This is a genomic window from Bacteroides sp. 90-K9/2, from assembly GCF_047310725.1.
GTDB lineage: Bacteria > Bacteroidota > Bacteroidia > Bacteroidales > Bacteroidaceae > Bacteroides > Bacteroides vicugnae.
In genome coordinates this window covers 202,381-229,067 of record NZ_JBCGVL010000003.1, presented here as the reverse complement: position 1 = coordinate 229,067, position 26,687 = coordinate 202,381, and the positions used below count along the sequence as shown (strand labels likewise).

Here is a 26,687-nt window from a genome sequence, read left to right as displayed (position 1 = left end):
GATACATTTATTTTTGTTGAACGATATTATCAATGATATTCCCAAGCTTTATTTTCGCATCCTTATCTACTTTATCTAATAAATAAGAATAGAAAACTTTAGATTGGATCATTGTGTTGACATATTCAATATTAATCTCGGAGAGCTCTGACTCATCATTGGGACTTTCAACGAATGATTTCAACTGATTGATAGTTTCCGGTACAGTAACTTCTGACAGTATTTTCCAATCACACATACTCATCGTTTGTTTTATATCTTTTTCGAGAGCATTAACTGTCTTTTTGAGTTGCTTGATATTTTCTTCATCGCGGTTTATAGGTCGATTAAATTCTGCAATGAGTGCATTGATTTGATCGGTTAAAGGAATGTCGTATTGGTCTTTAAATTCTTTCACAAAGAAAATAGCATTATACAATGAATTGACTTTTTCTTTTAATGAAACATCGTCCATTACGCGGTATAATATATACTTATAAATATCATGGTCTATTTGTTTTATTTTCTCGAATAAGGAAAGTATATATGTCCGGTGCTTATCCATGGGAAGTTTGTCAATGGAGCATTTTTCTCCGAGATAAGAAATACTCTCTATTTCCAATTCTTTGTTGTAGACACTGCATAGTGTATTCCAATCGTCTGTGGCTATTGAGTATTCTTTTATTATCTCACTATTGGATAGAGAAAATGGATTTTCTGTTTCTTCGATGGTAACCAGACTTCTGTCAAATGTAGCTATATCCCTTTGCAGAAAGGTCTGATATTCTTCGGGGATTGTGTTTTTGCGATAATACTCCTTATACCATTGCGTAAAGTCTTCGTTGGAGATAATTTTCATTTCATCTTCCGGGGTTTGTGTGTTTTCTGCAATTTGTGCTTCTATGATTTGGGATATTTCTTCTTTATACTTGTCAGGTAATAAAGTCCAGGAAGATGATAAGTCATTTTCGGATATTTCTCCGCTCTGTATCGGTAAATGTGATATTCTGCTGCTTAATGATGGGTGGGTATCCCATACATTTTCAACAACAATCCTCGATTCCGGATATTGTGATGGAATATCTTTGTTCATTAAGCTTTGAGAGCGGAGGGGTATTTGATTTTTATAAGTAATGAAATCTGTGATAATCTGGTGCGATTCAAAAATGTTGCTGACTTTCTTTTTCTCTTCGGAAAGGTCAGTCAGTCCGTTTCGGGTGATTTCAAAAGTAGTTCCCAAAACCTCGATTTTTCGTAATGCGGATGCAAAAACCTGGTTGCCTACATAGCTGCATGCGATGGCATCTGCGTCATATTCCATCTGCCGGGACAAACGGAAATAGGAACGGTTGACCACTTTGTACATATTCTGTAGAATCTTTCTCACCAGATTAGTGAACCGTCTGGTTAACATTCCGAAAACGGCAAGAAGCTGAACCGGTAGCATACACCATTTATCTACCCATTGATCCCACTTGTCTTCTTGAAAAGCAAGATTGTATAAAACAGTATTCGTAATATAAACGCTGGAACCTATTTTCATACTTTTCTGTGAGAAATGTCCGAATTCATGAGCCAGAATGCCTTTCAGTTCCGAAGTATTGGTGGAAGTGAATAATCCCAAGCCAATTTCCAGATTCTTTTTTACAGGGAAAAAGATACTCCAGAAACTTGTGTCATAAAAGACACATGCATTGACGTCCGGTGATAAATATACCTTTTTAGGCATCGGACATTGGGTTGCAGAAGCCACCTCACGAATAGCATTGAACAATGCAGGGCACTCTGCTTCGGTAACGAGTCTTCTATTTGCATTGATATTCTGGGTTTTGGAGAATATGAACTTAACCAGATAAATACCGAACATGACAGAAAAACCGATTCCGCCTATCATTGCTCCTATCAATATCAAAATCAGCCTGAAACTGGAGATGGCTGTAAAATGCAGAAATCCCCAGACGGCAAACCGGTATGCTATCCATAACAGGAACACTCCCAATGCAATGAGTCCGATGTATACTAAGATAAATAAAGCTATTCTGAAAAGAACACTAATAGAATGTTTGCGGATGACGTCTTCAGATTCCATGATATTAGATATGAGATTGTTTTGATATACAAAAGTATCATTTAGTTTTCATATCTTCTATTATAAATGGTGGTTTTATTTGGTAAATTTTATTTTGTATGGATATACCTGTATAAAAAGCACTTTCTTAATAAGCGGATGAATTGTTTTGCTTATCAGTAAAGTGCCTTCTTTGAGAAATTAATAGAGAGTGCTATTCTGTCCGCTTACAAGCATTCGCCTGGAAAAACTCATTCAACGTATCTTCATAATTTCCATGAACCATAATATGATGATTTCCCAACGGATTTCTCAGGAAATACTCTGTTGGAGTATTCATGCGGATGCGTATTTGTGTACGGCACATATTAATATAATTGGTATTTTCAGTTAATGTTCCTGTAGATAAGTAATATTCATCCAGACATTCACCGCCGCATTTTATGATCGTTACATCCCCCGTCGGAAGTAACCCTTGTATGGCAATTCCTTTTTCTGTTTCAAAATGATTTCGGATAATATATCTCTCCGTTTGTTTGAGACCTACGGTGCAATGTGCCAATATCAGTTCATTAGTACGGGTATTGATCATGGAAGGATTTGCCATAAATCCGTCTTTACCCGTAAGTGCTTTAACTGCTAATAGCGTAAATACAGACTGGAGATCTCCTTCACAACCTGCTATTATCCCGTCATCATTCAATAAAGATAATGCCACGCATCCGGTAGTGTCGATTTGTTCAATCAGTTTAAAACAGCTTAATGTCAGTGCTTCCAGATTTTCTTCCTGACATACCTTTTTTATCGCCCGGTATAGTCGCATTGATTTGATTAAATCTTCGGGAGTCCCTTCGCGACAGGCAAGAGCTTGAGATGCTACAGCCGCGCATGACGCTCCTACCTGGTCATCTGTGATTTGTTGAAAATGATCATAAATCCGTTCCAATGGAATATCTACATATTCAATTCCCCAACGGCGCTTAGCCAGCAAGTAGTCCACGTTACTGGCCACTAACCAGGAAGAAGGACTTCCGATGACTCCGATACGTTTGCCGAATAAGGAACGTTGTGCCCGGAAATTATTATAAAGTGTATGGATACGCAGGATAATGGCTGGTAGTTCACCGTGTAGAATCTCACTTTTCATTCCGCGTCCCCGCAGCCAGGTAGAGATTTCCAATGCAGCTGCAAGGGAGTTCTGCATGCCGTCCGCCAGTAAAATGGCAGGGCGGGGAAGGTTTTCGAAATGCTGTATGACCAGTCTTTCCACCCCGCCGGTAGCGATGAAAATGATTCTGAAATCATCACTATTAAGCTTGTCCATATCTTGATAGTCGACCAGCTTTACAGTATAATATTTTTCAATCTCGCTTAAAATAGCTTCGTGCGAGCCTCTTAGCGAGGATTGTTTGTGAAGGATTGAGGCGAATGAGATAAGGTGTATGGTCATTATGATATTGTTTTAAGTTTTCTGTATGACAAATGTATAGCTTTCTTTTCAAATTACCATAACGATTTTAACCTTGCTAAGGTTTTTAAAGTTTTTATGTCTCTGTATTCAAATTATTGCGTACATTTGCAGCTCCAAGTTAAATAGTAAATAGTAAATTGTAAAATAGTCAATAAAATTATGCCAACCATATCCATTCGCGGAAACGAGATGCCTGCATCTCCTATCAGAAAGCTGGCTCCTTTGGCAGATGCTGCCAAGCAACGCGGAGTCCATGTGTTTCACCTGAACATCGGACAGCCTGATCTGCCCACTCCTCAGGCCGCGATTGACGCGATACGCAATATTGATCGTAAAGTACTGGAATATAGTCCCAGTGCCGGTTATCGTAGTTATCGCGAGAAATTAGTGGGATATTATGCAAAGTTTAATATCAATCTGACTGCAGACGATATAATCATTACATCGGGAGGTTCGGAAGCCGTACTTTTTTCCTTTCTTTCTTGTCTGAATCCGGGAGATGAAATTATCGTTCCGGAACCTGCATACGCTAACTATATGGCATTTGCCATCTCTGCCGGAGCAAAGATTCGCACTATTGCTACGACCATTGAAGAAGGCTTTTCCCTTCCGAAAGTAGAGAAGTTTGAAGAACTGATTAATGAACGTACCAAAGCAATCCTGATTTGTAATCCGAATAATCCGACCGGTTATTTGTATACTCGTCGTGAAATGAATCAGATTCGTGACTTGGTGAAGAAGTATGATTTGTTTCTTTTCTCCGATGAAGTATATCGTGAGTTTATATATACAGGATCTCCTTATATCTCTGCCTGCCATCTGGAAGGAATTGAGAATAATGTCGTACTGATTGACTCCGTATCCAAACGTTATTCAGAATGTGGTATCCGCATCGGTGCGTTGATTACCAAAAACAAAGAAATACGTGATGCTGTCATGAAGTTCTGCCAGGCACGCCTAAGTCCTCCATTGATTGGACAGATTGCCGCAGAGGCTTCTTTAGACGCTCCGGAAGAATATTATCGTGAGACGTATGATGAATACGTTGAGCGTCGTAAATGCCTGATTGACGGTTTAAACCGTATTCCCGGTGTTTATTCACCCATTCCGATGGGAGCTTTCTATACAGTGGCCAAACTTCCGGTAGATGACTCCGATAAGTTCTGTGCGTGGTGTCTTTCTGATTTTGAGTATGAAGGTCAGACTGTATTCATGGCTCCGGCTTCCGGTTTTTATACCACCCCGGGTTCCGGAATCAATCAGGTTCGTATTGCTTACGTATTGAAGAAAGAAGATTTAACCCGTGCACTTTTTGTCTTGCAGAAGGCTTTGGAAGTGTATCCGGGAAGAACGGAATAAATTTAAGTATTAAGTATCAGGTATTAAGTATTTATACAAATTGTCTCTATCACTTTTCATAGCCCGGCGTATCTATCGTGAAAGCGATGGCGGAAAGCAGGTGTCACGTCCTGCGGTCCTCATTGCTATGGCGGGTATTGCTATTGGTTTGGCTGTAATGATTATTGCAGTGGCGGTAGTCATCGGGTTTAAAAGTGAAGTGAGAAATAAAGTTATAGGGTTCGGATCGCATATCCAGATTACCAATCTGGATGCGGTCAGTTCTTACGAAACTCATCCGATTGTGGTAGGAGACAGTATGATGACTGCTCTTGCTGATTATCCGGAAATAAGTCATGTACAGCGTTTTTCTACTAAACCGGGAATGATTAAGACGGATGATGCTTTTCAGGGAATGGTATTAAAAGGCGTAGGTCCGGAATTTGACCCTCATTTTATAAAGGAATATTTGGTGGAAGGCGAGATACCTGTTTTCAGTGATTCTGTTTCTTCCAATCAGGTGCTTATTTCCAAGGCGTTGGCCACTAAGATGAAGTTGAAACTGGGAGACAAGATATACACCTATTATATACAGGACGATATCCGTGCCCGGCGTCTGACAATTGCCGGAATTTATCAAACGAACTTTTCCGAATACGACAATCTCTTTTTATTGACGGATCTTAATCTGGTGAATCGGTTGAACGGCTGGCAACCGGAGCAGGTGACCGGTGTAGAGTTACAGGTGAAAGATTACGATAAACTGGAGGACATAACGTATGAAATCGCAACCGATATAGATAACCGGATGGATAAACTGGGCGGTGTGTATTATGTGCGTAATATCGAACAGTTGAATCCGCAGATATTTGCTTGGCTCGACTTATTGGATTTGAATGTATGGGTCATCCTGTTTCTGATGATAGGGGTGGCCGGTTTTACTATGATTTCCGGCCTGTTGATAATCATCATCGAACGTACTAATATGATTGGTATTTTAAAAGCATTGGGAGCCAACAATTTCACGATTCGTAGAACCTTTCTTTGGTTTGCAGTCTTTTTGATTGGTAAAGGCATGCTTTGGGGCAATGCCATTGGTTTGGCTTTCTGTATTCTTCAGTCACAGTTCGGACTGTTTAAACTTGATCCGGAGACTTACTATGTGGATACTGTTCCGGTTTCCTTTAATGTATTACTTTTCGTTTTGATTAATCTCGGCACTTTGTTTGCATCTGTATTGATGCTGATTGGTCCTTCATTTCTGATCACTAAGATCAATCCGGCAAGCTCCATGAGATACGAATAATCCTCTTTTTTCCTATCTGATTTTTACTGCAAAAATAATTTGGTCCATTGCGTGATGTGGAGTGAATAATATGTCTATATTTGCGCCCAATTTACTTAATATCCTCTTGTAGGTTTAATTTTTAACCATTATGAATAATGTGTTAATTCTGTTGGATAATCTGGATGACTGGAAACCGTATTATGAGACAAGTAGTGTCCTGACTGTTTCCGACTATCTGAAAAACAAGCCGGTGGAGAAAGACCGGAAGTTAGTTATTAATCTTAGCAATGATTACAGTTATAACTCTGAAGGGTATTACTGTTCGCTGCTAGCCCAAACGAGAGGACAGAAAGTCATTCCGGATGTTGATATCATCAACAAAATGGAGGCCGGAACGGGGGTGCGGATGGATCGTAGTCTGCAAGCCCTTTGCTATCAATGGATACAGAAGAATGACATCAAGGATGATATCTGGTATCTGAATATCTACTTTGGCAAATGCCGGGAAAAAGGTCTGGAACGGATTGCACGTTTTATTTTCGAGAATTACCCTTGTCCATTGTTGAGAGTGGCTTTGAATACTCATCCCAAAAATCAGATTGAGGGTATTCATTTTCTTTCCCTGAATCAGCTCAATGATGAAGAGCAGGATTTTTTTGCCAATACGCTGGATAACTTTAACAAGAAAATATGGCGTGCACCGAAGTCGGCAAAGGCTTCCCGCTATAGTCTGGCTGTATTGGTCGATCCACAGGAGAAATTTCCTCCCAGCAATAAAGGCGCTCTGCACAAATTGACGGAGGTAGCTAGGAAAATGAATATCCATGTGGAGATGATTACCGAAGATGACGCTATTCGTTTGCTCGAATTTGATGCCTTGTTTATTCGTACTACAACGTCGCTCAATCACTATACATTCCATTTGTCACAGTTGGCTGCACAAAACGGAATGGCTGTCATTGACGATCCGCTGTCTATCATCCGGTGCACGAATAAAGTGTATCTGAAAGAACTTTTTGAGAAAGAAAAGATACCTGCTCCCAAGTCTACATTGATTTTTCAATCCAACCATCATTCGTTCGAACAGATAAGCGAACAGGTAGGCGCTCCTTTTATCCTGAAGATACCGGATGGCTCTTATTCCATTGGTATGAAAAAAGTGTCGAACGAAGAAGAGTTGCAAGCCAGTCTGAAGATACTGTTTGAAAAATCGGCTATCTTGCTGGCACAGGCATTTACTCCAACGGAGTTTGACTGGCGTGTCGGTTTATTGAACGGTGTACCGCTCTATGCTTGCAAATATTATATGGCAAAAGGACACTGGCAGATTTACTGTCATTATGATTCGGGCAGAAGCCGTTGTGGATTGGTAGATACGATTCCTATTTATCAGGTGCCTCGTGTGGTATTGGATACAGCTGTTAAGGCTGCCAATCTGATAGGAAAAGGGTTGTATGGAGTCGATCTGAAAATGGTGGATGATAAGGCTTATGTAATTGAAATCAATGATAATCCGAGCATTGATCATGGACTGGAAGATGCCATTATCGGTGATGAAATGTATTACCGTTTGTTGAATCACTTTGAACAAGCGTTAGAAACGAAACATTATTGATTATGGAGCCGATAGTCGTCCGTAAAGCACAGCAGGCAGACATTCCCGCTATTTTGGAAATAGAGTGGGAGTGTTTTCGGGAAGACAGTTTCTCAAAGGAGCAGTTTGCCTATCTGATAAGTCGTTCGAAAGGAACTTTCTATGTGATGATGGAGGGAGATAGGGTGATTGCTTATGTTTCCCTGTTATTTCATGGGGGAACTCGCTATTTAAGAATCTATTCGATAGCTGTTCATCCGGATTATAGAGGAAGAGGACTGGGGCAGGTATTGATGGATCAGACGATTCAGACGGCCGGCGAATGTAAGGCTGCAAAGATTACGCTTGAAGTGAAAGTGACCAATACTTCCGCTATCGGACTATATATGAAAAATGGCTTTATTCCTGCAGGAATAAAGCCATGCTATTATCACGATGGTTCGGATGCTATTTATATGCAGCGATTGATTCAATAATAAGTCTGCCTTCTCACGAAATCCGGTTTATCTTCTCATGAAATCCCCTTTTCCCCGGAAGAAACGGCAGAGTTTGAACTTCAATGACTGTACAGGTTGGATAAGGTCGAAAACAAGTAACGAGAAATAGTATTTCCGTCCTCCACCCATTTCTTTGGCCGTGCGGTTGATAACGACAGCTTGTATTGTAAAGCGCAGTAACCAGATCAGGAATGCGATGCCTGCTACCAGCCAGTGGAAATTAAGAATCCCGAATACGATACCTGCTATACAGGTAATATAGAATAACAAACGGGAGAGTGTCTCAAATCCCAGAAGGTAACGCTGTATTCCATGGTAGAATCTGGCAGTAGCCATATAACTAACCTTTTCTTCTTTCCAATCTTTGTAGCGATATACGGGCTGTATTCGTGTGGTAGCGTTGAAGTCTGTTTCAACACGGGTGTTGGAGGAGGTAGCTAGCTCATTAATGAATAAATCATCTTCTCCACGTTGCAGATTCAGGTATTTGGAGAAACCTTTCTGTTGAAAGAATAGTTCTTTTCGGTAAGCCAGGTTGCGTCCGATACCGATATAAGGTTTTCCGGCTAGCGCGAATCCCAGATAGCGCAAGGACTGGAATAAAGCGTCGAATGCAGTACGTTTGTGCAACCATCCTTTTGTGCGGTCATATCCGCTATATCCCAACACAATTTGAGTCTGTGGAGTGAAATTACGTGCCATCAGTTTTAGCCATTGGTTGCTGGCGGGCATACAGTTTGTTTCCGTAAATACCAGCCAGTCATGTTTGCTGGCTTTGATGCCTAACGTCAGAGCCAGTTTCTTATGACTGATATAGCGTGCACTTTCGGGTGTAAAACTATGGTAAAGATGAGGATATTTTTCTTCCATCACTCCCAATATATCCTCGGTATCATCTGTGGAAGCATCATTGATGACAATCACTTCAAATTGTGGATAGTCCTGTTCCAGAATGGCAGGTAGAATTTTACGAAGATTTTCAGCCTCATTGCGTGCGCAGAGAATCACGGAAAGTGGAGGCTGTTCTCGTGTGAAATGCGCCTCTTCTTTGTCCACAGCCTTATTATGGACATGTATTCGATTGTACAGGCCGAAATAATAAATGAGCTGAATGATAAAAAGAATACCTGCCGCCGATAAAAGAATCAGTTCGACAGTATTGAATGTAAATGTTTCCATCAAATTTTAGTGTCGTTTTTACAGCCGCAAAAGTACACAATTTTTCGGTAGTTCCGTCATCTCGATGGGAGGTTATTTCGCAAGTCGAGATATTCTTTCTTGAACATATCCACAAAAAGAAAGAATAATGAAAGAAGCAACGGACCGAAGATGACTCCCATAAACCCGAATATCGGCAGGCCGATGACTACTCCGAAAATAGTGATAAGCGGATGCGTATCCGCCATCTTCTTTTGGAGGATGAACCGGATAAGGTTGTCCGATTGCGATACGACGATAGCCCCATAGCCAAAAAGCCCGATGGCGTTGAACCAGTCTCCGCTGATGGCAAGATAAGCGGCTACAGGAAACCATACCAATGCCGTACCTACCATCGGAATGATGGTTGCAAAGCAGGTCAGGAATCCCAGCATCAGTATGTTGGGTGCTCCGAAAAGCAGATAGCCTATCATAGCCACGCCTCCTTGGATGATAGCCAGTAAGGGAATACCGATAGCATTGGAACGGACAATCATATTGATTTCGTGAATGACTTCCTGCGTATTGGTTTCATTAAATGGCAGAATGTCATTGACATAAGCTTCCATCTTTTTTCCTCCAATCAGCATGAAATAAAGCACAAAGATCATGACGAACAGGTTGATGGCAAGGCTGCTGATGCTTTCCATTATAATTTGTCCGATACGGGGAAGTATGGACATGATGAATGACAGCGTATCTTTTCCCAATACATCGTATCCTGTTTTCTCTTTGATGAATTCTGCTACCTGTTGAATAGGTGCAATATAGGTCTGTGGATCCAGATTGATATCCTGTAACTTGTTTGCCACCATCCAGACAGTCAACCCCAAAGGGATAAGAAAGACGAAAATCGTTTCTGCGGTAATCAACAGTGCGCTGATGCTTCGTTTCAGCTTTCGTTTTTCTACCAGATGATTCATCTGTCCGCGTACAAGAATGTAGATGGTGAGTGCTCCCAGCAATCCCCCCAGAAAAGGAGTGATTTGGCGGAAGATGATGACTCCCATAAACAGGATGATGACAATGAGGGAATATTTCCAGTATTGTTCTTTGGTACTCATATCGTGTAAAATTCGTTTATATGATAATAAACACTCGAAGACCGTGAAAGGTTTGTTTTACAGTGAAATGTCGATATGAAAAACTGTTTTACCGGGACGGCTTTCCAAAATAGACAGATGACCGTTGTGGTTACGGATGATTTGTCGGCAGAGACTTAACCCGATACCGGTTCCTTCAGATTTGGTGGTGAAGAACGGAATGAATACTTTTTCCTGCAGGATAGGTTTCAGCTGGTCGTATTGGGCTAATTGCTGGCATCCAAACAGGGTCAGTGCGGCACTGCGATCTCAAAGCATGGTTCTTTATAGTACCTGTATTGCTGATGCTGTTTATCTCATTTGTGACAGTGGCTTTCCAGACAATGAAAATAATAATGAGCAAACCTGCTCGTTCATTACGATATGAGTAATCTCTGAATCTACTCCATCGGATATTCGTTAATATCCGATGGATTTATGTTAAATGTTAACGAAACTGTTACTTCTATTAAACCATGTTATAAGATACGCTACTTGAGCCTGAAAATTTGGAGATATGCAGAAAGTCCGTATCTTTGCAATGTGTTTTTCATAGTATTAGATTTAAGGTTAACAAAAGATTGGCTGTCTGGGATAGATAGCCTTTTTTTATGCTCTTTTCCAAGCAGAAAGATAGCGTCACTATCCGGTCGGGATGGTTACCCTATCCCATGAATATACCGTCACTATCATAAGTGGATACCGTCACCATGTTTAAAATGAGTTTTTTCTGTCTTTTCTATTATTCTATCATTCTCATCCTATCGTGAGTTGTCAATAAAATTCCAATATGCTTATTGGTTGGAATGGTAATTTGGTAAAGTGTTGATATTTAACGGCATTTATTGTTTGGATCTTATATGCTATGTTTTTGTACTTATAAGTATTCGTTGGCTACTCATTTGCTACCTTAAATGTACTTTACTGTTATAAAAGAATAATAATCAGAAGTTTATCGTATTACCGGAAATTAATACCGTAACTTGCAGAAAAGGAAATCCCGTCTATTTTATCCCCGAATATAAACTATCCTAAAAAAGAAATGAATTATGAAAGGTCAAGAGAAAAAAAGAGAAGCAAAGAAAGAAAAGTCGGACAAGAAGATTAAAGTACTGACTGATTATCAGAGAGAGAAGCAGAGTAAGAGTGACAAAGGAATGAGTATAATACCAAGGACATAATGGTACATGTAAAAAGGGAAGGTGTTATATTGGAAAGAACTTCGCTTGAGTTTGAGAACGAAGGTGTGATGAATCCGGCAGTGATTGCCGAAGGAAATACGGTGCATATGTTTTATCGTGCAGTCAAAAAAGGAAACTATTCATCCATCGGTTATTGCCGGCTTGAAGGTCCTTTGACGGTGGTAGAGAGGGATGTGGCTCCATTGCTGTTTTCCGAGTTTGAGTATGAGTGCCAAGGAGTGGAAGATCCCCGGATCGTAAAGATAGAGGATCTCTATTATCTCACTTATACAGCCTATGACGGATACAGTGCTGTCGGTGCTCTCGCCGTTTCTTCGGATTTGAGACATTTTGAGAAGAAAGGCATCATTACTTCCCAGATAACCTATCCGCAATTCCGGGAACAGCTTCGTACCCAGCAGGCCATTATCAGTAAATATTTCCGCTCCGGCAATAAACGTGAGGCAACTAACGAGAAAGGGCATCCGCTTTATATGATGGATAAGAACGTAGTATTCTTTCCCCGGAAAATCAACGGGAAGTTTTATTTTATGCATCGTATTCGTCCTGACATCCAGTATGTGGCGGTAGAGCGTTTTGATATGCTGACGAAAGAGTTCTGGAAAAGATACTATCAGAATTTCGCCAAACGCATCCTGCTGGCGCCTTATCACGATCATGAATCAAGTTACATCGGAGCCGGATGTCCCCCGATAGAGACAAAGGCCGGTTGGCTGTTGATTTATCATAGTGTATATGATACTCCTTCCGGCTATGTTTATTCCGCCTGTGCGGCTTTGTTGGATATAGACAATCCGGCTATTGAAATAGCCCGTTTGCCTTATCCGTTGTTCACTCCCGAGGCAGAATATGAACTGTCCGGTGTAGTCAATAGAGTTTGTTTTCCAACGGGCACAGCCCTGTTTGGCGACACTCTCTATATCTATTATGGAGCAGCCGACAAATATGTGGCTTGCGTGTCAGTGCAACTGACAGAGTTGTTAGATGAATTAATAAAACAAATCAAATGAGAAAAATAATATGTATTACTACTTATCCTCCTCGTGAATGTGGCATAGCCACTTTTGCCCAGGACTTGATCCGGGCTATCCTTTCAAAGTTTGGAGAATCTTACTCCATAAAGATATGTGCAGTGGAGTCCGATACGGAAAAACAGACTTGTACGGAAGACGTCGAGTATGTTCTTGATACGTCGGATATTTCTGCATATGCTACTTTAACCAGACAGTTGAATGAAAATTCTGAAGTTAAAATGGTGCTGGTGCAGCATGAATTCGGATTATATGCAGCGCAGGAAGAAGCTTTTCTGCAAATGTTGCAACAACTTCTCAAACCCGTGATTCTTGTCTTTCATACAGTACTTGCGCAACCTTCACCCGCCCTTTACCGGAGTGTGGGAAGAATGATGGCTACCTGTGCGAATCTGGTAGTCATGACACAAAACTCCCGGGAGATTCTCCTGCGGGATTATCAGGCAGATGGAGATAAAATTACGGTGATTCCTCACGGTACCCATTTAGTATCGTTCAGAGATAAGAGCAAATTAAAAGATTTTTATCAGCTTTCGGGCAGGCGTGTGCTTTCTACCTTCGGGCTGCTCAGTCCCGGCAAAAGTATCGAAACCACATTGGATGCCTTACCGGCCATTGTGAAGACGAATCCTTCTGTGATATTCCTTATTATCGGCAAAACGCATCCGGGGGTACTGAAAGTAGAAGGAGAGAAATATCGTAATCTGTTGGAAGCGAAAATAAAGGAGTTGCATCTGGAAGAACATGTGCTCTTTATCAATCAATATCTTGAACTTCCCGTCTTATTGGAATATTTGCAGTTGACAGATGTGTATCTTTTTACTTCAAGTGACCCGAATCAGGCAGTGAGCGGGACATTTGTTTATGCGTTAAGCTGCGGATGCCCGATTATAGCTACCCCTATTCCCCATGCATTGGAATTGTTGAGTGATGATTCCGGTATCATCTTCGACTTTAAGAATTCGGAGCAGTTGTCCGAAGCTGCCAATCATCTGCTTGCTGATGAAAAGTTGCGGACTCAGATGAAACTGGTCGGTCTGCAGAAGACAGCGGCTACAGCTTGGGAAAATGTGGCTATTGCCTATGCGTCTCTTTTCCAGAAAACGGGCAGGGGGGAAGAGGAACTGATTTATTCTCTGCCTCCCATAGACACTTACCATATCCGGCGCATGAGCCGCCAGTGGGGAATTATCCAGTTTTCGAAAGGAAATCGTCCGGACAGTTCCACCGGCTATACATTGGATGATACGGCACGTGCGTTAATGGCGATGTGTCAGGTGGTTGCTACGGGACAGGGAAAAGTGAAAGAGCGGTATGTCAAGACCTACTTGAATTTTATCCGTTACTGTCAGCAGCCGGACGGCTCTTTTTTGAATTACGTGGATAAAGATGGAATATTCACTTTGCAAAATGAGGAAGTGGGACTGGACGATAGTAATGGACGGGCTGTTTGCGCTTTGGGATATTTTATTTCTTGTGCCGGGCATTTTCCCGCTCCGTGGAAAGAGGAGGCGGAAGCTATTCTCAAGCGTACCTTCCAACGGTTCGACCGGATAGAGTCTCCCCGTAGCATTGCTTTTATGCTCAAGGGATTCTACTATTATAGCCGTGAATGTCCTTCGGCGCAGACCGATGCGTGCATCTGGCTGTTGGCCAATAAACTGGCGCAGATATATCGTCGAACGGCAGAAGTGCATTGGCGATGGTTTGAGGCATATCTCACTTATGATAATGCCATTTTGCCGGAAGCAATGTTGTTGGCCCATCTGGCTATTGGCAGAGAGGAGTATAAAGAAATAGCCCATGAATCTTTCGAATTCTTATTGAAAAAAGTATTTGTAGGCAATCGTATTCAGGTGGTTTCCAATCAGGGATGGATGCACAAAGGGAAGAGCAGTCATGGATTTGGAGAACAGCCCGTAGACGTGGCGGGCATGGTGATTGCTCTGAAGACCTTTTATCAAGTATTTAAGGACGAAAAATATCTTCGTATGCAAAAAGATGCTTTCAACTGGTTTCTGGGCAATAACCATTTACATCAGATTGTTTACAATCCTGCTACCGGTGGTTGCTATGACGGACTGGAAGAAAATAACATCAATTTGAATCAGGGAGCGGAATCTACCGTTTGCTATTTGATGGCACGACTGTCTCTTTTATCTGACTAATTCTGTATATTTGCAGGCATAAACTGCAATGTTATGAAATCGGTATTTATTAAGGTGCTTCGTGTACTGATGCTTTTTATAGTTATTATTTCGTGTGCTGTCGGTTACGTTGTTTATGAAGATACGTTGGCCAGTTGGTGGATACCTGTCGGAGTGGCTTTAGTGATTGCTATTCTTACACTTCCTCTTTATAAAAAGTGGACATGGTTGACGGCAGGAAGTGATAAAACCCTCAATCTGCTTTGCCATGTGGTTTGTGTGGGAGCTGTCAGCTATGCATTGTTTCTGGTGGGAAACTATTGTCTGGCGGATCCTGCTTCCACGCAGGATGAAAAAGTTATCGTGCAGAAGAAACTTCAGAAGACGTATAAGAAGACACGCCGGGTAGGTAAGCGGCGTTATGTGTCGGATGGTGTGCGTAAGGAATACTATCTACAGGTGGCCTTTGAGAATGGAACTGTGGAAACGTTGCACGTATCACTCTCTACCTATAATAAGACCCGGCAAGGCAAAACAAAGACACTGACTTTGCAGAAAGGATTCTTCGGGCTTCCAGTGATAACGAAAGGACTTTAAAATATAATTGCTGCAAGGACTTCCGGAACTGTTCTCTCTTGCAGTCTGTGAAGGGGAAAAGGGATTCCAGTGTGGAAACCGGATCGGAAAGGCTAGACAATAATATAATATATACTATAAATCTTTTCATTTATAGATATATTTTAAAAAGAGATCTATCATACTTATTCCTTTGATAATTAGAATAATATTAAAATGAATGGTGGTATGATAGATCTTTTTTTACTATGTAATATTTAGCTCATCCATACGGAAATGAACCGTTTAGGATACGGTTGTATTGGGTAGCTCATTCTTTTCCAACCAATAGTTTTTTATATCATATTAAAAATAGAACATTCAGATTGAAAAAGGTGTATGACTTTTCTGGTTGATTTTTATTCTTCATGTCAATAAAGTCTTGCTAATCCCGTATTTTGTCTACAAACAAGCTGTGTTCGTCTCATTGGAAAAATAAGTGATGTCCTATCCTTTATCTTCGTGTCGAAATAGAAAACAGAATAAGTCATGAAGATGAATAAAACTATGTTGCTGGAAGAAGTAGCACTCCGTTTGGGAGTATCAGTAGATGAATGCGGAGTAGTACTTAAAACCTTAGAAAGAGTTTTAAGTGAGGAGCTCACGCGGAAAATGTATCGTTATGGAGGATGGATATTGTTATTAATTGCTTTATTTGTGTCCGTAGCTGCTTTCGGGCAGACGGCAGAGCGTAAAGGACGTCCGGTGCAGACGATTCGCGGGATTGTAGTAGACGGAGATTCGAAATATCCTATACCGTATGCGACTGTGAAATTGTCAGATAAGGAAGGGGTAGGGACGACAACGGACAGTCTCGGACGTTTCACCCTTCCGCAGGTCCCTGTCGGAAGACATACGGTAGAAGCAGCGTTCATGGGGTATGAACCCGGCATTTTCAGAGAAATATTGGTGACTTCCGCTAAAGAAGTCTATCTGGAAATCCCTCTGAAAGAGAGCGTGAACGAACTGAATGAAGTAGTGATCCGGGCACGGACAAACAAAGAGGAAGCGATGAATAAAATGGCTACCACCGGGGCGCGTATGTTGAGCGTGGAAGAAGCGAGCCGTTACGCAGGCGGGTTTGACGACCCTGCACGTCTGGTTTCCGCTTTTGCCGGAGTGGCACCCAGTGTTTCATCCAATGGCATTTCCATTCATGGCAATGCGCCCCATCTGCTGCAATGGAGACTGGAAGATGTTGAAATCCCCAATCCGAATCATTTTGCCGATATCGCTACGTTGGGCGGAGGAATCCTTTCTTCCCTTAGTTCGCAAGTGCTCGGAAATTCCGATTTCTTCACCGGAGCTTTTCCGGCTGAATATGGAAATGCCGTATCCGGCGTGTTCGATATGAAGCTGCGCAACGGTAACAATCAAAAGAATGAAAACACGATTCAGGTGGGAATCATGGGGATTGATGTTGCTTCCGAAGGCCCGTTGAGCAAGAAGCATAAGGCATCTTATATTTTCAATTACCGTTACTCTACCACCGGACTGCTGAATCTTGACGGAGGGACAATGGATTATCAGGACTTGAACTTCAAGCTGAACTTCCCGACAAGGAAAGCCGGAACATTCTCCGTCTGGGGAACCAGCCTGATAGATAAGTTCAAAAGCGACATGGAACGTGACACAGAGAAATGGGAGTATCTGGGTGACCGTAGCGAATCGAAAGACAAACAGTATATGGCAGCCGGAGGTATCAGCCACCGTTATTTCTTCAATAATGATGCATCATTGAGAACGACCGTTGCCGCCACCTATTCGCAACTGGACGGAGGGGCATCTTTGTTCAATCATGCTTTGGAGTCCACTCCCTATATGGATCTCGAGTCGAAACATACGAACCTGATACTGACGACCACTTTCAACCGTAAATTCAGCAACCGGTTTACCAATAAGACAGGATTTACCTACACCGCTATGTTTTATGATATGAATCTGTCCATTGCTCCTTATGAAGCCCAATCACTGGAAACCGTATCTCAAGGCAACGGCAACACCAGCCTGATTTCCGCCTACAACAGCTCTTCCGTAGGATTGGGCGAACGGTGGACACTGAATGCCGGTATCTACGGGCAGTTGCTGACGTTGAACAACAAATGGTCTGTCGAACCCCGTGTGGGACTGAAATGGCAGACTGCTCCGAAAGCTACCTTTGCGCTTGCTTACGGTATGTACAGCCGCATGGAGAAAATGGATGTCTATTTCGTGAAAATGAAAGGGACGGAAAATAAGTCCGTCAACAAAGACCTGGATTTTACTAAGGCACAGCACCTCATGTTGTCCTTCGGTTACAAGATTTCCGACCGCATGAATCTGAAAATAGAACCTTATATCCAGTTCCTTCACGACGTACCTGTAATGGCAGACAGTTCGTACTCCGTACTCAACCGCTCCGACTTCTACGTAGAAGATGCATTGGTCAATAAAGGAAGAGGGCGTAATGTGGGAATTGACATCACCCTTGAACGTTTTTTGGAGAAAGGACTTTATTACATGATTTCGGGCTCTTGGTTCGACTCCCGTTACCGCGGTGGAGACGGTGTATGGTATAACACGAAGTTCAACCGTAATTATGTCATCAACGGACTGATTGGCAAGGAATGGATGCTGGGACGCAACAAGCAGAATATCCTTAGTGTCAACCTGAAACTGACTCTGCAAGGAGGCGACCGCTATTCTCCTTTCGATAGGGAAGCAACGATGAATCATCCGGACAAGGAAGTGCAGTATGATGAAACGAAAGCATTCTCCAAACAGTATTCGCCCATGTTTATCGGTAATTATACAGTCAGTTATCGCATTAACAAACGGAAAGTATCTCATGAATTTGCCGTGAAGGGACTAAACTTTACCGGAGCAAAAGAACACTACGGGCATGAATATAATGTGAAAACCGGGAAAATAGATGCGACTGATGGTTCTACGGTATTGACAAATGTGAGTTATAAACTTGAATTCTAACTGGAAAAGTTCTATCTTCGTCTTTTAAATATAAAATGAATGATAACTGAAACTGCTACGGCAAGTAAAGAATCCACCTTATTGTACCGATTTCTCACAAGCCCGGAGCTTCGATGGGGGCGTTATCTGCTGCTTATTGCCATATTAAGTGTGATTTCCTTAAATCAGGTCTTTATTATTTTTATAGACTACCGGGAGGTATTGGGGGGATGGGTTTATGTGTTTACCTTTTTGTACCTGCTCGCCTATCTTGCCGTGATCTATCTGAATCTTTTTCACTTATTTCCGCAATATTTGCTGAAAAGACGTTATCTGGCTTATCTGTCACTGCTCTCTGCGGCCATGATAGCCGCACTCGTAATGCAGATGGTAACGGAATATACTGTTTTCTCAAATTGGCCGGAGCTTCAGGTGCGGAAATATTACTTCTCGCTACCTATGATAATGGATTATATTTCTTCCTTTTTGCTGACCACGCTCTGCATGATAGGAGGGGCGGTGACGTTGCTTTTGAAAGAGTGGATGGTAGATCATCAGCGTGTCTCGCAAATGGAAAAAGCCCATGTGCTGTCGGAAGTGGAGCAGTTGAAGGAACAGGTGAGTCCCGAACTCCTTTTCAAGACACTGCATCGTGCGGGACAACTCACGCAGGACGATCCGGAAACAGCCTCGAAGATATTGATGAAATTAAGCCAGTTGCTCCGTTATCAACTTTATGATTGCAGTAGGGCCAAAGTTTTGCTTGGCAGTGAAATTACTTTCCTTACCAACTACCTGACATTGGAACAGAATTTTCAGCCCCGGTTCAGCTACTTGTTTACTTCGGAAGGAGACGTGAACCGGATGTTGGTTCCGCCCTTGCTTTTCGTTCCTTTTGTGAAACATATAGTGGAGCAGATAAGTGAACAGCAGGTATCGGCTCCTGTTTCTTTGAATATCCATCTGAAAGCGGAACAGGGCACGATATGGTTTACTTGCCTTTGTCCGGAAGTCAATCTGTCGGCGGATAAAGGGCTAGAACGAATCAGACAGAGATTGAACTTGCTGTATGGCAATCGTTACGGGCTATTATTGACGGAATGTAGTATACAACTGGAACTGAAAGGAGGCGAATGATGGGATGGAAAGAAGATGATAAAGGCAGGACGGGCAGAAACCGGAATGATAAAAGCATAAAAGAGTTGACAGTCCCCTCTTTTCTGTTGAGTCCTCATTACAGGATATACAGGCATTTGCTGTTACAGGCGGTGCTCTTGTTGATTGCCATCAATGTTTTTGGGTATGAGCCTTTGCAGGGTGTTTCCCTCTGGCGTCGTTTGGGAGGATGCTTTGTGTATTTTGCATCAATGAACATAGTGATATATGTCAATTTATATTTATTGGTTCCCTGTCTTTTGCTGAAGAATCGTTGGGGGAGGTATGTGCTGGCGGCTTTAGCTACAAATATAGCAGTGATTATCTTTCTTTCGGTTACTCAAGGATTGCTTTTCGAGGTGATTCTGCCGGGTAATCCTGATCCGTATACAACTGCTATCAATGTGATTTCCGGGTTGCTCACTATCGGATTTCTCACGGCAGGTTCCACGACAATATCTCTGTTTACCCATTGGCTTCGCTACAATCTGCGCATTGACGAACTCGAGTCCACTACTTTGCAATCCGAACTGACATTTCTCAAGAATCAAATCAATCCGCATTTCCTTTTCAATATGCTGAATAATGCCAATGTCCTGATAAAGAAAAGTCCGGAAGAAGCTTCCAAAGTACTTTTCAAACTGGAAGATTTGCTACGGTATCAGATTAATGACAGTTCGCGTGAAAGAGTTTCGTTGGCTTCGGATATCTGTTTCCTGAATGACTACCTGAATTTGGAAAAGATACGCCGTGACAATTTCCAGTTTACGTTGAGGCAGGAGGGAGAAGTGGATTCCATTTGGATTCAGCCTTTATTATTCATTCCTTTTGTGGAAAATGCGGTGAAACATAGTTTTGATAGTGAGCATTCTTCGTATGTCCATGTATTTTTTAAGGTGGATGCTCACCGGCTGGAATTCCGGTGTGAGAATTCTAAACCGGTTGTTGCAGTCCGGCAGGGTAAAGTCGGTGGAATCGGACTTGCCAATATTCAGCGTAGGTTAGGATTACTGTATCCTGAACATTATAAGTTGGAACAAAAAGAAGATGAAAATCTCTATTCTGTAATTTTAAGTATAACATTATGAATTGTATCATTGTAGATGATGAACCCTTGGCACGTGAGGCCATGAAGTTATTGATAGACGAACTCGATAGCCTCCAGTTGATAGGCAGTTTTAACAGTGCTGCAACTGCTTCCGACTTTATGGAGCAACAGGCAGTCGATCTGGTTTTTCTGGATATTCAGATGCCCGGGATTACAGGAATAGAGTTTGCCCGTACGATTTCCAAAAAGACACTGGTTATTTTCACCACAGCTTATACAGAATATGCGTTGGATAGCTATGAAGTAGATGCAATCGACTATCTGATCAAGCCTGTCGAAGCGGAACGTTTTCAAAAGGCAGTGGATAAAGCGTTATCCTACCATTCTCTATTATTGAAAGAAGAGAAAGAAGCTATCGAAACGATTGTTGCCGCTGAATATTTCTTCGTAAAGGCAGAACGCCGGTATTTCAAAGTGAATTTCTCCGATATTCTTTTTATTGAGGGATTGAAAGATTACGTCATTCTTCAACTGAACGACCAGCGTATCATTACTCGCATGAGTCTGAAAGCTATATTCGATTTATTACCCAAATCTGTTTTTTTGCGGGTGAATAAATCCTATATAGTCAATACCGATCACATCGAATCATTTGACAATAATGATATATTTATAAAATCGTATGAAATTGCTATTGGTAATAGTTACCGGGACGACTTTTTTGAGGGTTTTGTAATGAAACAAAGATTGTGATTTTTCATTTTTGTTTGGTTACATAATTTTCAAATGGTATATTTGTAACCAAAATAAAGAATACGTGATTGGCACAACAGACTATATTAGTATTAAGTTAACTGATGAGACGCAGTTTCGTTCTATATTCGACAAATATTACATATCTCTATGTATGTTTGCTAATCAGTATGTCGAAAATGATGCATTAGCGGCTGATATTGTTCAGGAGTGCTTTGTGAAATTGTGGCAGTTGCGCGATGATTTCATGTCTGTGCATCAGATTAAATCATTCCTCTATACGTCGGTACGCAATAAATCTTTGAATGAATTGGAGCATACCAAGGTAATGAACGAGTATGCACAGAAAGTTTTGGAAATGAGTAAAGATTCTTTTTTTCAAGACAAGGTCATAGCAGAAGAAAGTTACCGGATATTGGTGGAGGCCATTGAAAAACTGCCACCACAAATGAAAAGCATTATGCAACTGGCGCTTGAAGGAAAAAGCAATCCGGAAATTGCTGAAACACTGAATATTTCCGGCGAAACGGTACACTCCCAGAAAAAGATTGCCTACCGTAAATTACGTGTATATTTGAAAGACTATTATTACTTGGTTTTTTACTTTTTATAGTTTCTTTTTAAAAAAAACATTTTTAATACACCCTGATTTTCAATTCACCTGTTTTAGTATAAACAACGATTAAAACATGTGAATTATGATAAACCAACATTTCTATATTGCAAGACTCATTGCCAGATACTTATCTGATGAAATCGGGGAAGAGGAACAGGCGGTATTGACCCGGTGGAGAAATGAATCACCCGAAAACGAACGCCTTTTTCAGGAAATCTGCAAAGAAGAGAACATAAAGCAGAATATGCAGAAGCGGCAAACTTTCCATGCAGAGGATGGATGGGAGGGAGTGCAAAGAAAAATCCAACGCCATCGGTTCAGAAACCGGATATTGAATATATGTAAATATGCTGCCATTTTCATCTTTCCGGTGGCTATTGCTACTGTTGCAATATATAAGAGCGGTAATGAACCCCAGCCGTTATCTCAAGCAACGGAGCAAATTGTTCCGGGTGGTAAGAAAGCCGTTCTTATTCTGGATAATGGAGAAGCAATTGATTTGAAGTCCACCTCCGGTGTGGAATTGAAAGAAAAAGACGGTACAGTCATTCAGGTGGATTCTACAGCATTGAATTATCAGCAGGCTCCCGCCCGGACATCCGAGAAACTTGCATATAATAAGGTAAATGTTCCTCGTGGTGGTGAATATCAGCTGACGTTGAGCGATGGAAGTAAAGTACAGTTGAATTCCATGAGTTCCATCCGGTTCCCTGTTCAGTTTGCACAGGATTGCCGTTTGGTAGAACTGGAAGGAGAGGCCTATTTTGAAGTAAGCAAAACCGGACAGCCTTTTATCGTGCAAACCAAAGGGATGAAAATAGAAGTATTAGGAACTACTTTTAATATATCAGCTTACCCAAACGAAGAATATCAGACTACACTTGTCAGCGGTTCTGTAAAAGTACAGACTGAAAATGGAAGTAACCGGATTTTGAAACCATCGGAACAGGCTTGTATTACTCCGGGCAGCAACCAGATCAATGTACGCAATGTAGATACTGCATTTTATACTTCATGGATACATGGAAAGATCAATTTCAAAGATCAGCGGTTGGATGACATCATGAAAACTCTTGCCAGATGGTATGATATGGATGTAGTCTATGAGAATGAGGTGACCAAGGAGTTACGCTTCGGTTGCTATGTTAACCGCTATAATGAGATTACCCCATTGGTGAAATTGTTGGAGCAAACGGGTAGAGTAACTGTCACAGTAGAAGGAAAAACTATCAAAATATTCACTAATCATTAATCCCTGTTTTATGGAAAAACTACGTAATGTTGCCAGATTTGGGAAATATGGAAAACGTCTTTGTATGATGTTCCTTTTTCTCTGTATTACGACTTCAGGGCTGATGCGCGCATCTGTATTCGCACAGACCACGGTTACAGCCAAATTCAGAAATGTAACACTGAATGAGGTTCTTTGGGAAATTCAGAAACAAACGGACTTTACCTTTATCTACAGCACAAATGATGCGAAGAAAGTCAGAGTGGAAAATCTGGATGTGAAGAATGAGCTGATTTCTGAAGTGCTAAACAAGTGCCTGCGAAATAGCGGACTGACTTATACGGTTCATGATGGAGTAATTGCCATCCGTAAGGCTGAACCCGTTAGGACGGAAACTGTTGCACGTGAGAAATATACGATTACAGGGAAAGTAATTGAAGATAGTGGAGAGCCGATAATCGGAGCTAATGTCATCGTGAAAGGTACAACTAACGGTATGATGACTGATATGGACGGTAATTTTCATCTGGAAGTTACAGACAAGAAAGTGACTCTGATGGTTTCTTATATCGGTTATACGTCACAGGAAGTCGTTGCAACTCCCGGCAAGCCGATGAGTATAATCCTGAAAGTGGATAATAACCTGTTGGACGAAGTGATTGTAACGGGATATGGTACTTTCAAGAAATCGGCTTATGCAGGTTCTGCCAGTATCGTAAAGACAGATGCTGTGAAAGATGTGCCTAATGTATCTTTCCAACAGATGTTGGAGGGTGCGGCTCCCGGTGTTAGCGTGAATACCGGTTCGGGTATACCGGGTTCGTCAACGTCCATCCGTATCCGTGGTATGGGGTCGTTCAATGCCTCCAATTCTCCGCTGTATGTGGTGGATGGTATTCCCGTATTGTCAGGTAATATTGGTGCATCCGGTAGTGATTCCGGTTTGGATGTAATGTCTACCTTGAATACATCGGATATTGAGAGCATCACTGTTATCAAGGATGCCGCTGCTGCTTCACTTTATGGTTCGCGTGCAGCGAATGGTGTTGTCATTATTACCACGAAACAAGGAAAAGCAGGTAAACCGGTCTTTAAATTGAAATCGGATTGGGGCTTCTCTAATTTTGCCATGCCTTTCCGCGAATTGATGGGCGGACAGGAACGTCGTAACCTGATTCACGAGGGGCTTCGGAATTATGCTTTAACTTATAGCGGTAAGACCGATGATGAGGTAGGACTTCATCAGGGAATGACCGAGAATGAAGCATGGGCTTATGCCGATTCGAATATTGACCAGTATGCACCGATTCCTTGGTGTGGTTTTGTGAACTGGGATGATTATTTGTTCCGTAATGGTAGCCATCAGAATTACGAGTTTTCAGCTTCCGGCGGACAGGAAAAGATTAAATACTATACGTCCATTGGTTATATGAAGCAGGATGGTGTTACGATAAACTCCGGTTTGGAACGTATTTCTGCACGTTTGAATGTAGACTATCAGATGGCTAAATGGATGAATATCGGTGCAAAGATACAGTTCTCCAAAGTGAATCAGGATACTTATTCGGAGGGTACATCGTATACTTCTCCAATTTACGGTACACGTAATGGAGCCACACCGTCTGACCCTATATGGAATGAAGACGGCACTTGGAACCGTGCATTAATCAAATTGGATGACCGTAACCCGATGTTATCAAATTCTTATAATTTTAAGAGAGAATATGCGACTCGTTCTTTCAATACTGTATATGCATCATTCGATATTTGGAAAGGAATCAAGTTTGCGTCTACATTCAGCTATGATTTTGTGATGAATAAGTCTCGTGCATGGAAAGATCCGCGCACCAGTGACGGTGACGATGATAACGGACGTTTCAGCAAGGATTACAATGATATTACCAATATGACATGGTCTAATATCCTGACTTATCAGACAAAGATCAAGAAAAAACATAATCTGGACCTTTTGGCTGGTTATGAAATCAACAGTAAGGAGTCGGATGGGCTGGGAACTACTATCTCTAATTTTGCACGCTGGGATAAACCGGAAGTGAACAATGGTGTAGTGTATCAGAGTATGGGAGGTTCTAACAGTACGACGCGTATTGTTTCTTATATCACACGTGCCAACTATGACTATGACAACAAATACTATCTGGGAGCGAGTTGGAGAACAGACGGAAGTTCGCGATTGGCAAGAGAGAATCGTTGGGGAAATTTCTGGTCATTGTCCGGTGCATGGAGAGTGAGTAGCGAGAGTTTTATGAAACCTCTTCAGAACTGGTTAAGTGACCTGAAACTTAGAGTTTCTTACGGTGTGAACGGAACATTGCCGTCTTCTTATTATGGATATATGGGATTGAGCAGTCTGACCAGTAATTATAATGACAATCCGGGTATCACGCAGTCGCAACTGGAAAACAAGGAACTGACTTGGGAAACCAACTACAACTTCAACTTCGGTATCGACCTGGGATTCTTCGACAACAGGCTGAATGTTACATTTGAATATTATGTCCGTACAACGAAAAACCTGCTTTACAGCCGTCCATTATCTCTTGCAACAGGTTTCTCCAGTTATCTTGCCAATATTGGTAAATTACAAAACAAGGGATATGAATTGGAAATTCGTTCAACTAATATCGAGACAAAAGATTTTCGTTGGAGCACCAGTTTGAATCTGGGACATAATGCCAATAAAATCCTGAAGTTGGACGGAGATTTGAAACAAGTAACCAGCGGGACATCTATTCATAAGGTCGGTTTGCCCTATTCTACCTATTACATGATTGAATTTGCAGGCATCGACCCGGCAGACGGCGAACCGATGTTTTATAAGAATACGACGGATGAAAATGGAAACCTGAACAAAGAAACTACTAAAGATCCTCGTAGTGCGGAAAAAGTGATACTGCAATGTGCCGATCCTACTATCACCGGTGGACTGGGTAACAGCATCTCTTATAAGTGGTTTGATCTGAATTTTAACGTGAATTTCTCTTTTGGAGCATGGAACTATGACGGCTCGGCAAGCAAACTGGAACATGGTGGCAACGGAACACTGAACATTCCTATTTATTACCGGAAACGCTGGCAGAAGGAGGGCGATGAAACTAACATTGAACGTTTTGTGATCGGTAGATCTATATCAATGACAGACTATGCTACGACACGCCGTTTATATAGTGGAGATTATGTTCGTCTGAAGAATCTGACTTTCGGCTTTACACTGCCGAAGACATGGACCCGGAAAGTGGGTATAGACAATATACGTCTGTATGCATCGGGCAATAACCTGCTAACTTGGGCGGCATACGATTATATTGACCCCGAATCGGGTTCATCACCTAGTTGGGATACTCCTCCGATGAGAACCTATACATTCGGTTTGGAAGTGAAATTCTAAGTGCATTAATCTATAAATGA

19 protein-coding genes and 1 pseudogene are annotated in these 26,687 nt (G+C 41.7%); 15 read left to right on the top strand and 5 right to left on the bottom strand.

Features of this window, described 5'->3' with window-relative positions; all coding sequences use genetic code 11:
• Positions 1–7: 7 nt before the first annotated feature.
• Together AAHJ11_RS10350 and AAHJ11_RS10345 are read right to left on the bottom strand one after the other, a co-directional pair.
• Positions 8–2,068, bottom strand: a complete 2,061-nt coding sequence (locus AAHJ11_RS10350; protein WP_148364870.1) for a M48 family metallopeptidase — start codon at positions 2,066–2,068, stop codon at positions 8–10.
• A gap of 193 nt (positions 2,069–2,261) precedes the next feature.
• A complete protein-coding gene (locus tag AAHJ11_RS10345) occupies positions 2,262–3,497 on the bottom strand; it encodes a fucose isomerase (RefSeq protein ID WP_217721106.1) in 1,236 nt (411 codons plus the stop codon).
• Positions 3,498–3,677: 180 nt separating this feature from the next.
• Between AAHJ11_RS10345 and AAHJ11_RS10340 the strand changes: the two genes are divergently transcribed.
• From AAHJ11_RS10340 to rimI, 4 genes are all read left to right on the top strand, one after another.
• Positions 3,678–4,877 carry a pyridoxal phosphate-dependent aminotransferase gene (locus AAHJ11_RS10340; RefSeq protein ID WP_148364872.1) on the top strand — a complete coding sequence of 400 codons (1,200 nt, stop codon included), beginning with the start codon at positions 3,678–3,680 and terminating at the stop codon, positions 4,875–4,877.
• Positions 4,878–4,917: 40 nt separating this feature from the next.
• Positions 4,918–6,162 carry an ABC transporter permease gene (locus AAHJ11_RS10335; protein ID WP_167511764.1) on the top strand — a complete coding sequence of 415 codons (1,245 nt, stop codon included), beginning with the start codon at positions 4,918–4,920 and terminating at the stop codon, positions 6,160–6,162.
• Between the two features lie 130 nt (positions 6,163–6,292).
• Positions 6,293–7,759 carry a RimK family protein gene (locus AAHJ11_RS10330; RefSeq protein WP_148364873.1) on the top strand — a complete coding sequence of 489 codons (1,467 nt, stop codon included), beginning with the start codon at positions 6,293–6,295 and terminating at the stop codon, positions 7,757–7,759.
• A 2-nt stretch (positions 7,760–7,761) separates the two neighbouring features.
• The gene (gene rimI, locus AAHJ11_RS10325; protein WP_167511765.1) at positions 7,762–8,214 is read left to right on the top strand and encodes a ribosomal protein S18-alanine N-acetyltransferase; all 453 of its coding nucleotides are present in this window, start codon (positions 7,762–7,764) and stop codon (positions 8,212–8,214) included.
• Positions 8,215–8,241: 27 nt separating this feature from the next.
• Here rimI and AAHJ11_RS10320 read toward each other — a convergent pair whose 3' ends face one another.
• The 3 genes and pseudogenes from AAHJ11_RS10320 to AAHJ11_RS10310 form a co-directional block, all read right to left on the bottom strand.
• Complete coding sequence (locus tag AAHJ11_RS10320; protein WP_074638739.1) at positions 8,242–9,414, bottom strand: glycosyltransferase; 1,173 nt, start codon at positions 9,412–9,414, stop codon at positions 8,242–8,244.
• 56 nt (positions 9,415–9,470) lie between these two features.
• Positions 9,471–10,496 carry an AI-2E family transporter gene (locus AAHJ11_RS10315; RefSeq protein WP_004300618.1) on the bottom strand — a complete coding sequence of 342 codons (1,026 nt, stop codon included), beginning with the start codon at positions 10,494–10,496 and terminating at the stop codon, positions 9,471–9,473.
• A 57-nt stretch (positions 10,497–10,553) separates the two neighbouring features.
• Positions 10,554–10,715, bottom strand: a pseudogene (locus AAHJ11_RS10310) (ATP-binding protein); the annotation flags it as partial.
• An 848-nt stretch (positions 10,716–11,563) separates the two neighbouring features.
• Here AAHJ11_RS10310 and AAHJ11_RS10305 point away from each other — a divergent pair.
• From AAHJ11_RS10305 to AAHJ11_RS10255, 11 genes are all read left to right on the top strand, one after another.
• Positions 11,564–11,695 (top strand): hypothetical protein, encoded by a 132-nt coding sequence (locus AAHJ11_RS10305; RefSeq protein WP_255299422.1) that lies wholly within the window; start codon positions 11,564–11,566, stop codon positions 11,693–11,695.
• Entirely contained in the window at positions 11,695–12,726 is a 1,032-nt protein-coding gene (locus AAHJ11_RS10300; RefSeq protein ID WP_148364874.1) for a pesticidal protein Cry7Aa, read from the top strand. The genes AAHJ11_RS10305 and AAHJ11_RS10300 overlap by 1 nt, the downstream gene beginning before the upstream one ends.
• Positions 12,723–14,915, top strand: a complete 2,193-nt coding sequence (locus tag AAHJ11_RS10295) for a glycosyltransferase (RefSeq protein ID WP_320974683.1) — start codon at positions 12,723–12,725, stop codon at positions 14,913–14,915. The genes AAHJ11_RS10300 and AAHJ11_RS10295 overlap by 4 nt, the downstream gene beginning before the upstream one ends.
• Before the next feature lie 33 nt (positions 14,916–14,948).
• Positions 14,949–15,491, top strand: a complete 543-nt coding sequence (locus AAHJ11_RS10290) for a DUF2500 family protein (RefSeq protein ID WP_148364876.1) — start codon at positions 14,949–14,951, stop codon at positions 15,489–15,491.
• A 507-nt stretch (positions 15,492–15,998) separates the two neighbouring features.
• The gene (locus AAHJ11_RS10285; RefSeq protein WP_297284523.1) at positions 15,999–18,476 is read left to right on the top strand and encodes a carboxypeptidase-like regulatory domain-containing protein; all 2,478 of its coding nucleotides are present in this window, start codon (positions 15,999–16,001) and stop codon (positions 18,474–18,476) included.
• A gap of 39 nt (positions 18,477–18,515) precedes the next feature.
• Complete coding sequence (locus AAHJ11_RS10280) at positions 18,516–19,592, top strand: sensor histidine kinase (protein ID WP_234132870.1); 1,077 nt, start codon at positions 18,516–18,518, stop codon at positions 19,590–19,592.
• Positions 19,589–20,698, top strand: a complete 1,110-nt coding sequence (locus tag AAHJ11_RS10275) for a sensor histidine kinase (protein ID WP_410551968.1) — start codon at positions 19,589–19,591, stop codon at positions 20,696–20,698. The genes AAHJ11_RS10280 and AAHJ11_RS10275 overlap by 4 nt, the downstream gene beginning before the upstream one ends.
• On the top strand, positions 20,695–21,411 hold the full coding sequence (locus AAHJ11_RS10270) for a LytR/AlgR family response regulator transcription factor (protein ID WP_195649463.1): 717 nt from the start codon (positions 20,695–20,697) through the stop codon (positions 21,409–21,411). The genes AAHJ11_RS10275 and AAHJ11_RS10270 overlap by 4 nt, the downstream gene beginning before the upstream one ends.
• Positions 21,412–21,475: 64 nt before the next feature.
• The gene (locus AAHJ11_RS10265; RefSeq protein ID WP_413579488.1) at positions 21,476–22,024 is read left to right on the top strand and encodes an RNA polymerase sigma-70 factor; all 549 of its coding nucleotides are present in this window, start codon (positions 21,476–21,478) and stop codon (positions 22,022–22,024) included.
• An 85-nt stretch (positions 22,025–22,109) separates the two neighbouring features.
• Entirely contained in the window at positions 22,110–23,279 is a 1,170-nt protein-coding gene (locus AAHJ11_RS10260) for a FecR family protein (protein WP_148364880.1), read from the top strand.
• 10 nt (positions 23,280–23,289) lie between these two features.
• Entirely contained in the window at positions 23,290–26,667 is a 3,378-nt protein-coding gene (locus AAHJ11_RS10255) for a TonB-dependent receptor (protein WP_217721085.1), read from the top strand.
• Positions 26,668–26,687 lie beyond the last annotated feature (20 nt).

Bases quoted from the DNA above. Each gene is read 5' to 3' on its own strand.
- AAHJ11_RS10350 (WP_148364870.1), bottom strand. From the start codon at position 2,068: ATGGAATCTGAAGACGTCATCCGCAAACATTCTATTAGTGTTCTTTTC.
- AAHJ11_RS10345 (WP_217721106.1), bottom strand. From the start codon at position 3,497: ATGACCATACACCTTATCTCATTCGCCTCAATCCTTCACAAACAATCC.
- AAHJ11_RS10340 (WP_148364872.1), top strand. From the start codon at position 3,678: ATGCCAACCATATCCATTCGCGGAAACGAGATGCCTGCATCTCCTATC.
- AAHJ11_RS10330 (WP_148364873.1), top strand. From the start codon at position 6,293: ATGAATAATGTGTTAATTCTGTTGGATAATCTGGATGACTGGAAACCG.
- rimI (WP_167511765.1), top strand. From the start codon at position 7,762: ATGGAGCCGATAGTCGTCCGTAAAGCACAGCAGGCAGACATTCCCGCT.
- AAHJ11_RS10320 (WP_074638739.1), bottom strand. From the start codon at position 9,414: ATGGAAACATTTACATTCAATACTGTCGAACTGATTCTTTTATCGGCG.
- AAHJ11_RS10315 (WP_004300618.1), bottom strand. From the start codon at position 10,496: ATGAGTACCAAAGAACAATACTGGAAATATTCCCTCATTGTCATCATC.
- AAHJ11_RS10305 (WP_255299422.1), top strand. From the start codon at position 11,564: ATGAAAGGTCAAGAGAAAAAAAGAGAAGCAAAGAAAGAAAAGTCGGAC.
- AAHJ11_RS10300 (WP_148364874.1), top strand. From the start codon at position 11,695: ATGGTACATGTAAAAAGGGAAGGTGTTATATTGGAAAGAACTTCGCTT.
- AAHJ11_RS10295 (WP_320974683.1), top strand. From the start codon at position 12,723: ATGAGAAAAATAATATGTATTACTACTTATCCTCCTCGTGAATGTGGC.
- AAHJ11_RS10290 (WP_148364876.1), top strand. From the start codon at position 14,949: ATGAAATCGGTATTTATTAAGGTGCTTCGTGTACTGATGCTTTTTATA.
- AAHJ11_RS10285 (WP_297284523.1), top strand. From the start codon at position 15,999: ATGAAGATGAATAAAACTATGTTGCTGGAAGAAGTAGCACTCCGTTTG.
- AAHJ11_RS10280 (WP_234132870.1), top strand. From the start codon at position 18,516: ATGATAACTGAAACTGCTACGGCAAGTAAAGAATCCACCTTATTGTAC.
- AAHJ11_RS10275 (WP_410551968.1), top strand. From the start codon at position 19,589: ATGATGGGATGGAAAGAAGATGATAAAGGCAGGACGGGCAGAAACCGG.
- AAHJ11_RS10270 (WP_195649463.1), top strand. From the start codon at position 20,695: ATGAATTGTATCATTGTAGATGATGAACCCTTGGCACGTGAGGCCATG.
- AAHJ11_RS10260 (WP_148364880.1), top strand. From the start codon at position 22,110: ATGATAAACCAACATTTCTATATTGCAAGACTCATTGCCAGATACTTA.
- AAHJ11_RS10255 (WP_217721085.1), top strand. From the start codon at position 23,290: ATGGAAAAACTACGTAATGTTGCCAGATTTGGGAAATATGGAAAACGT.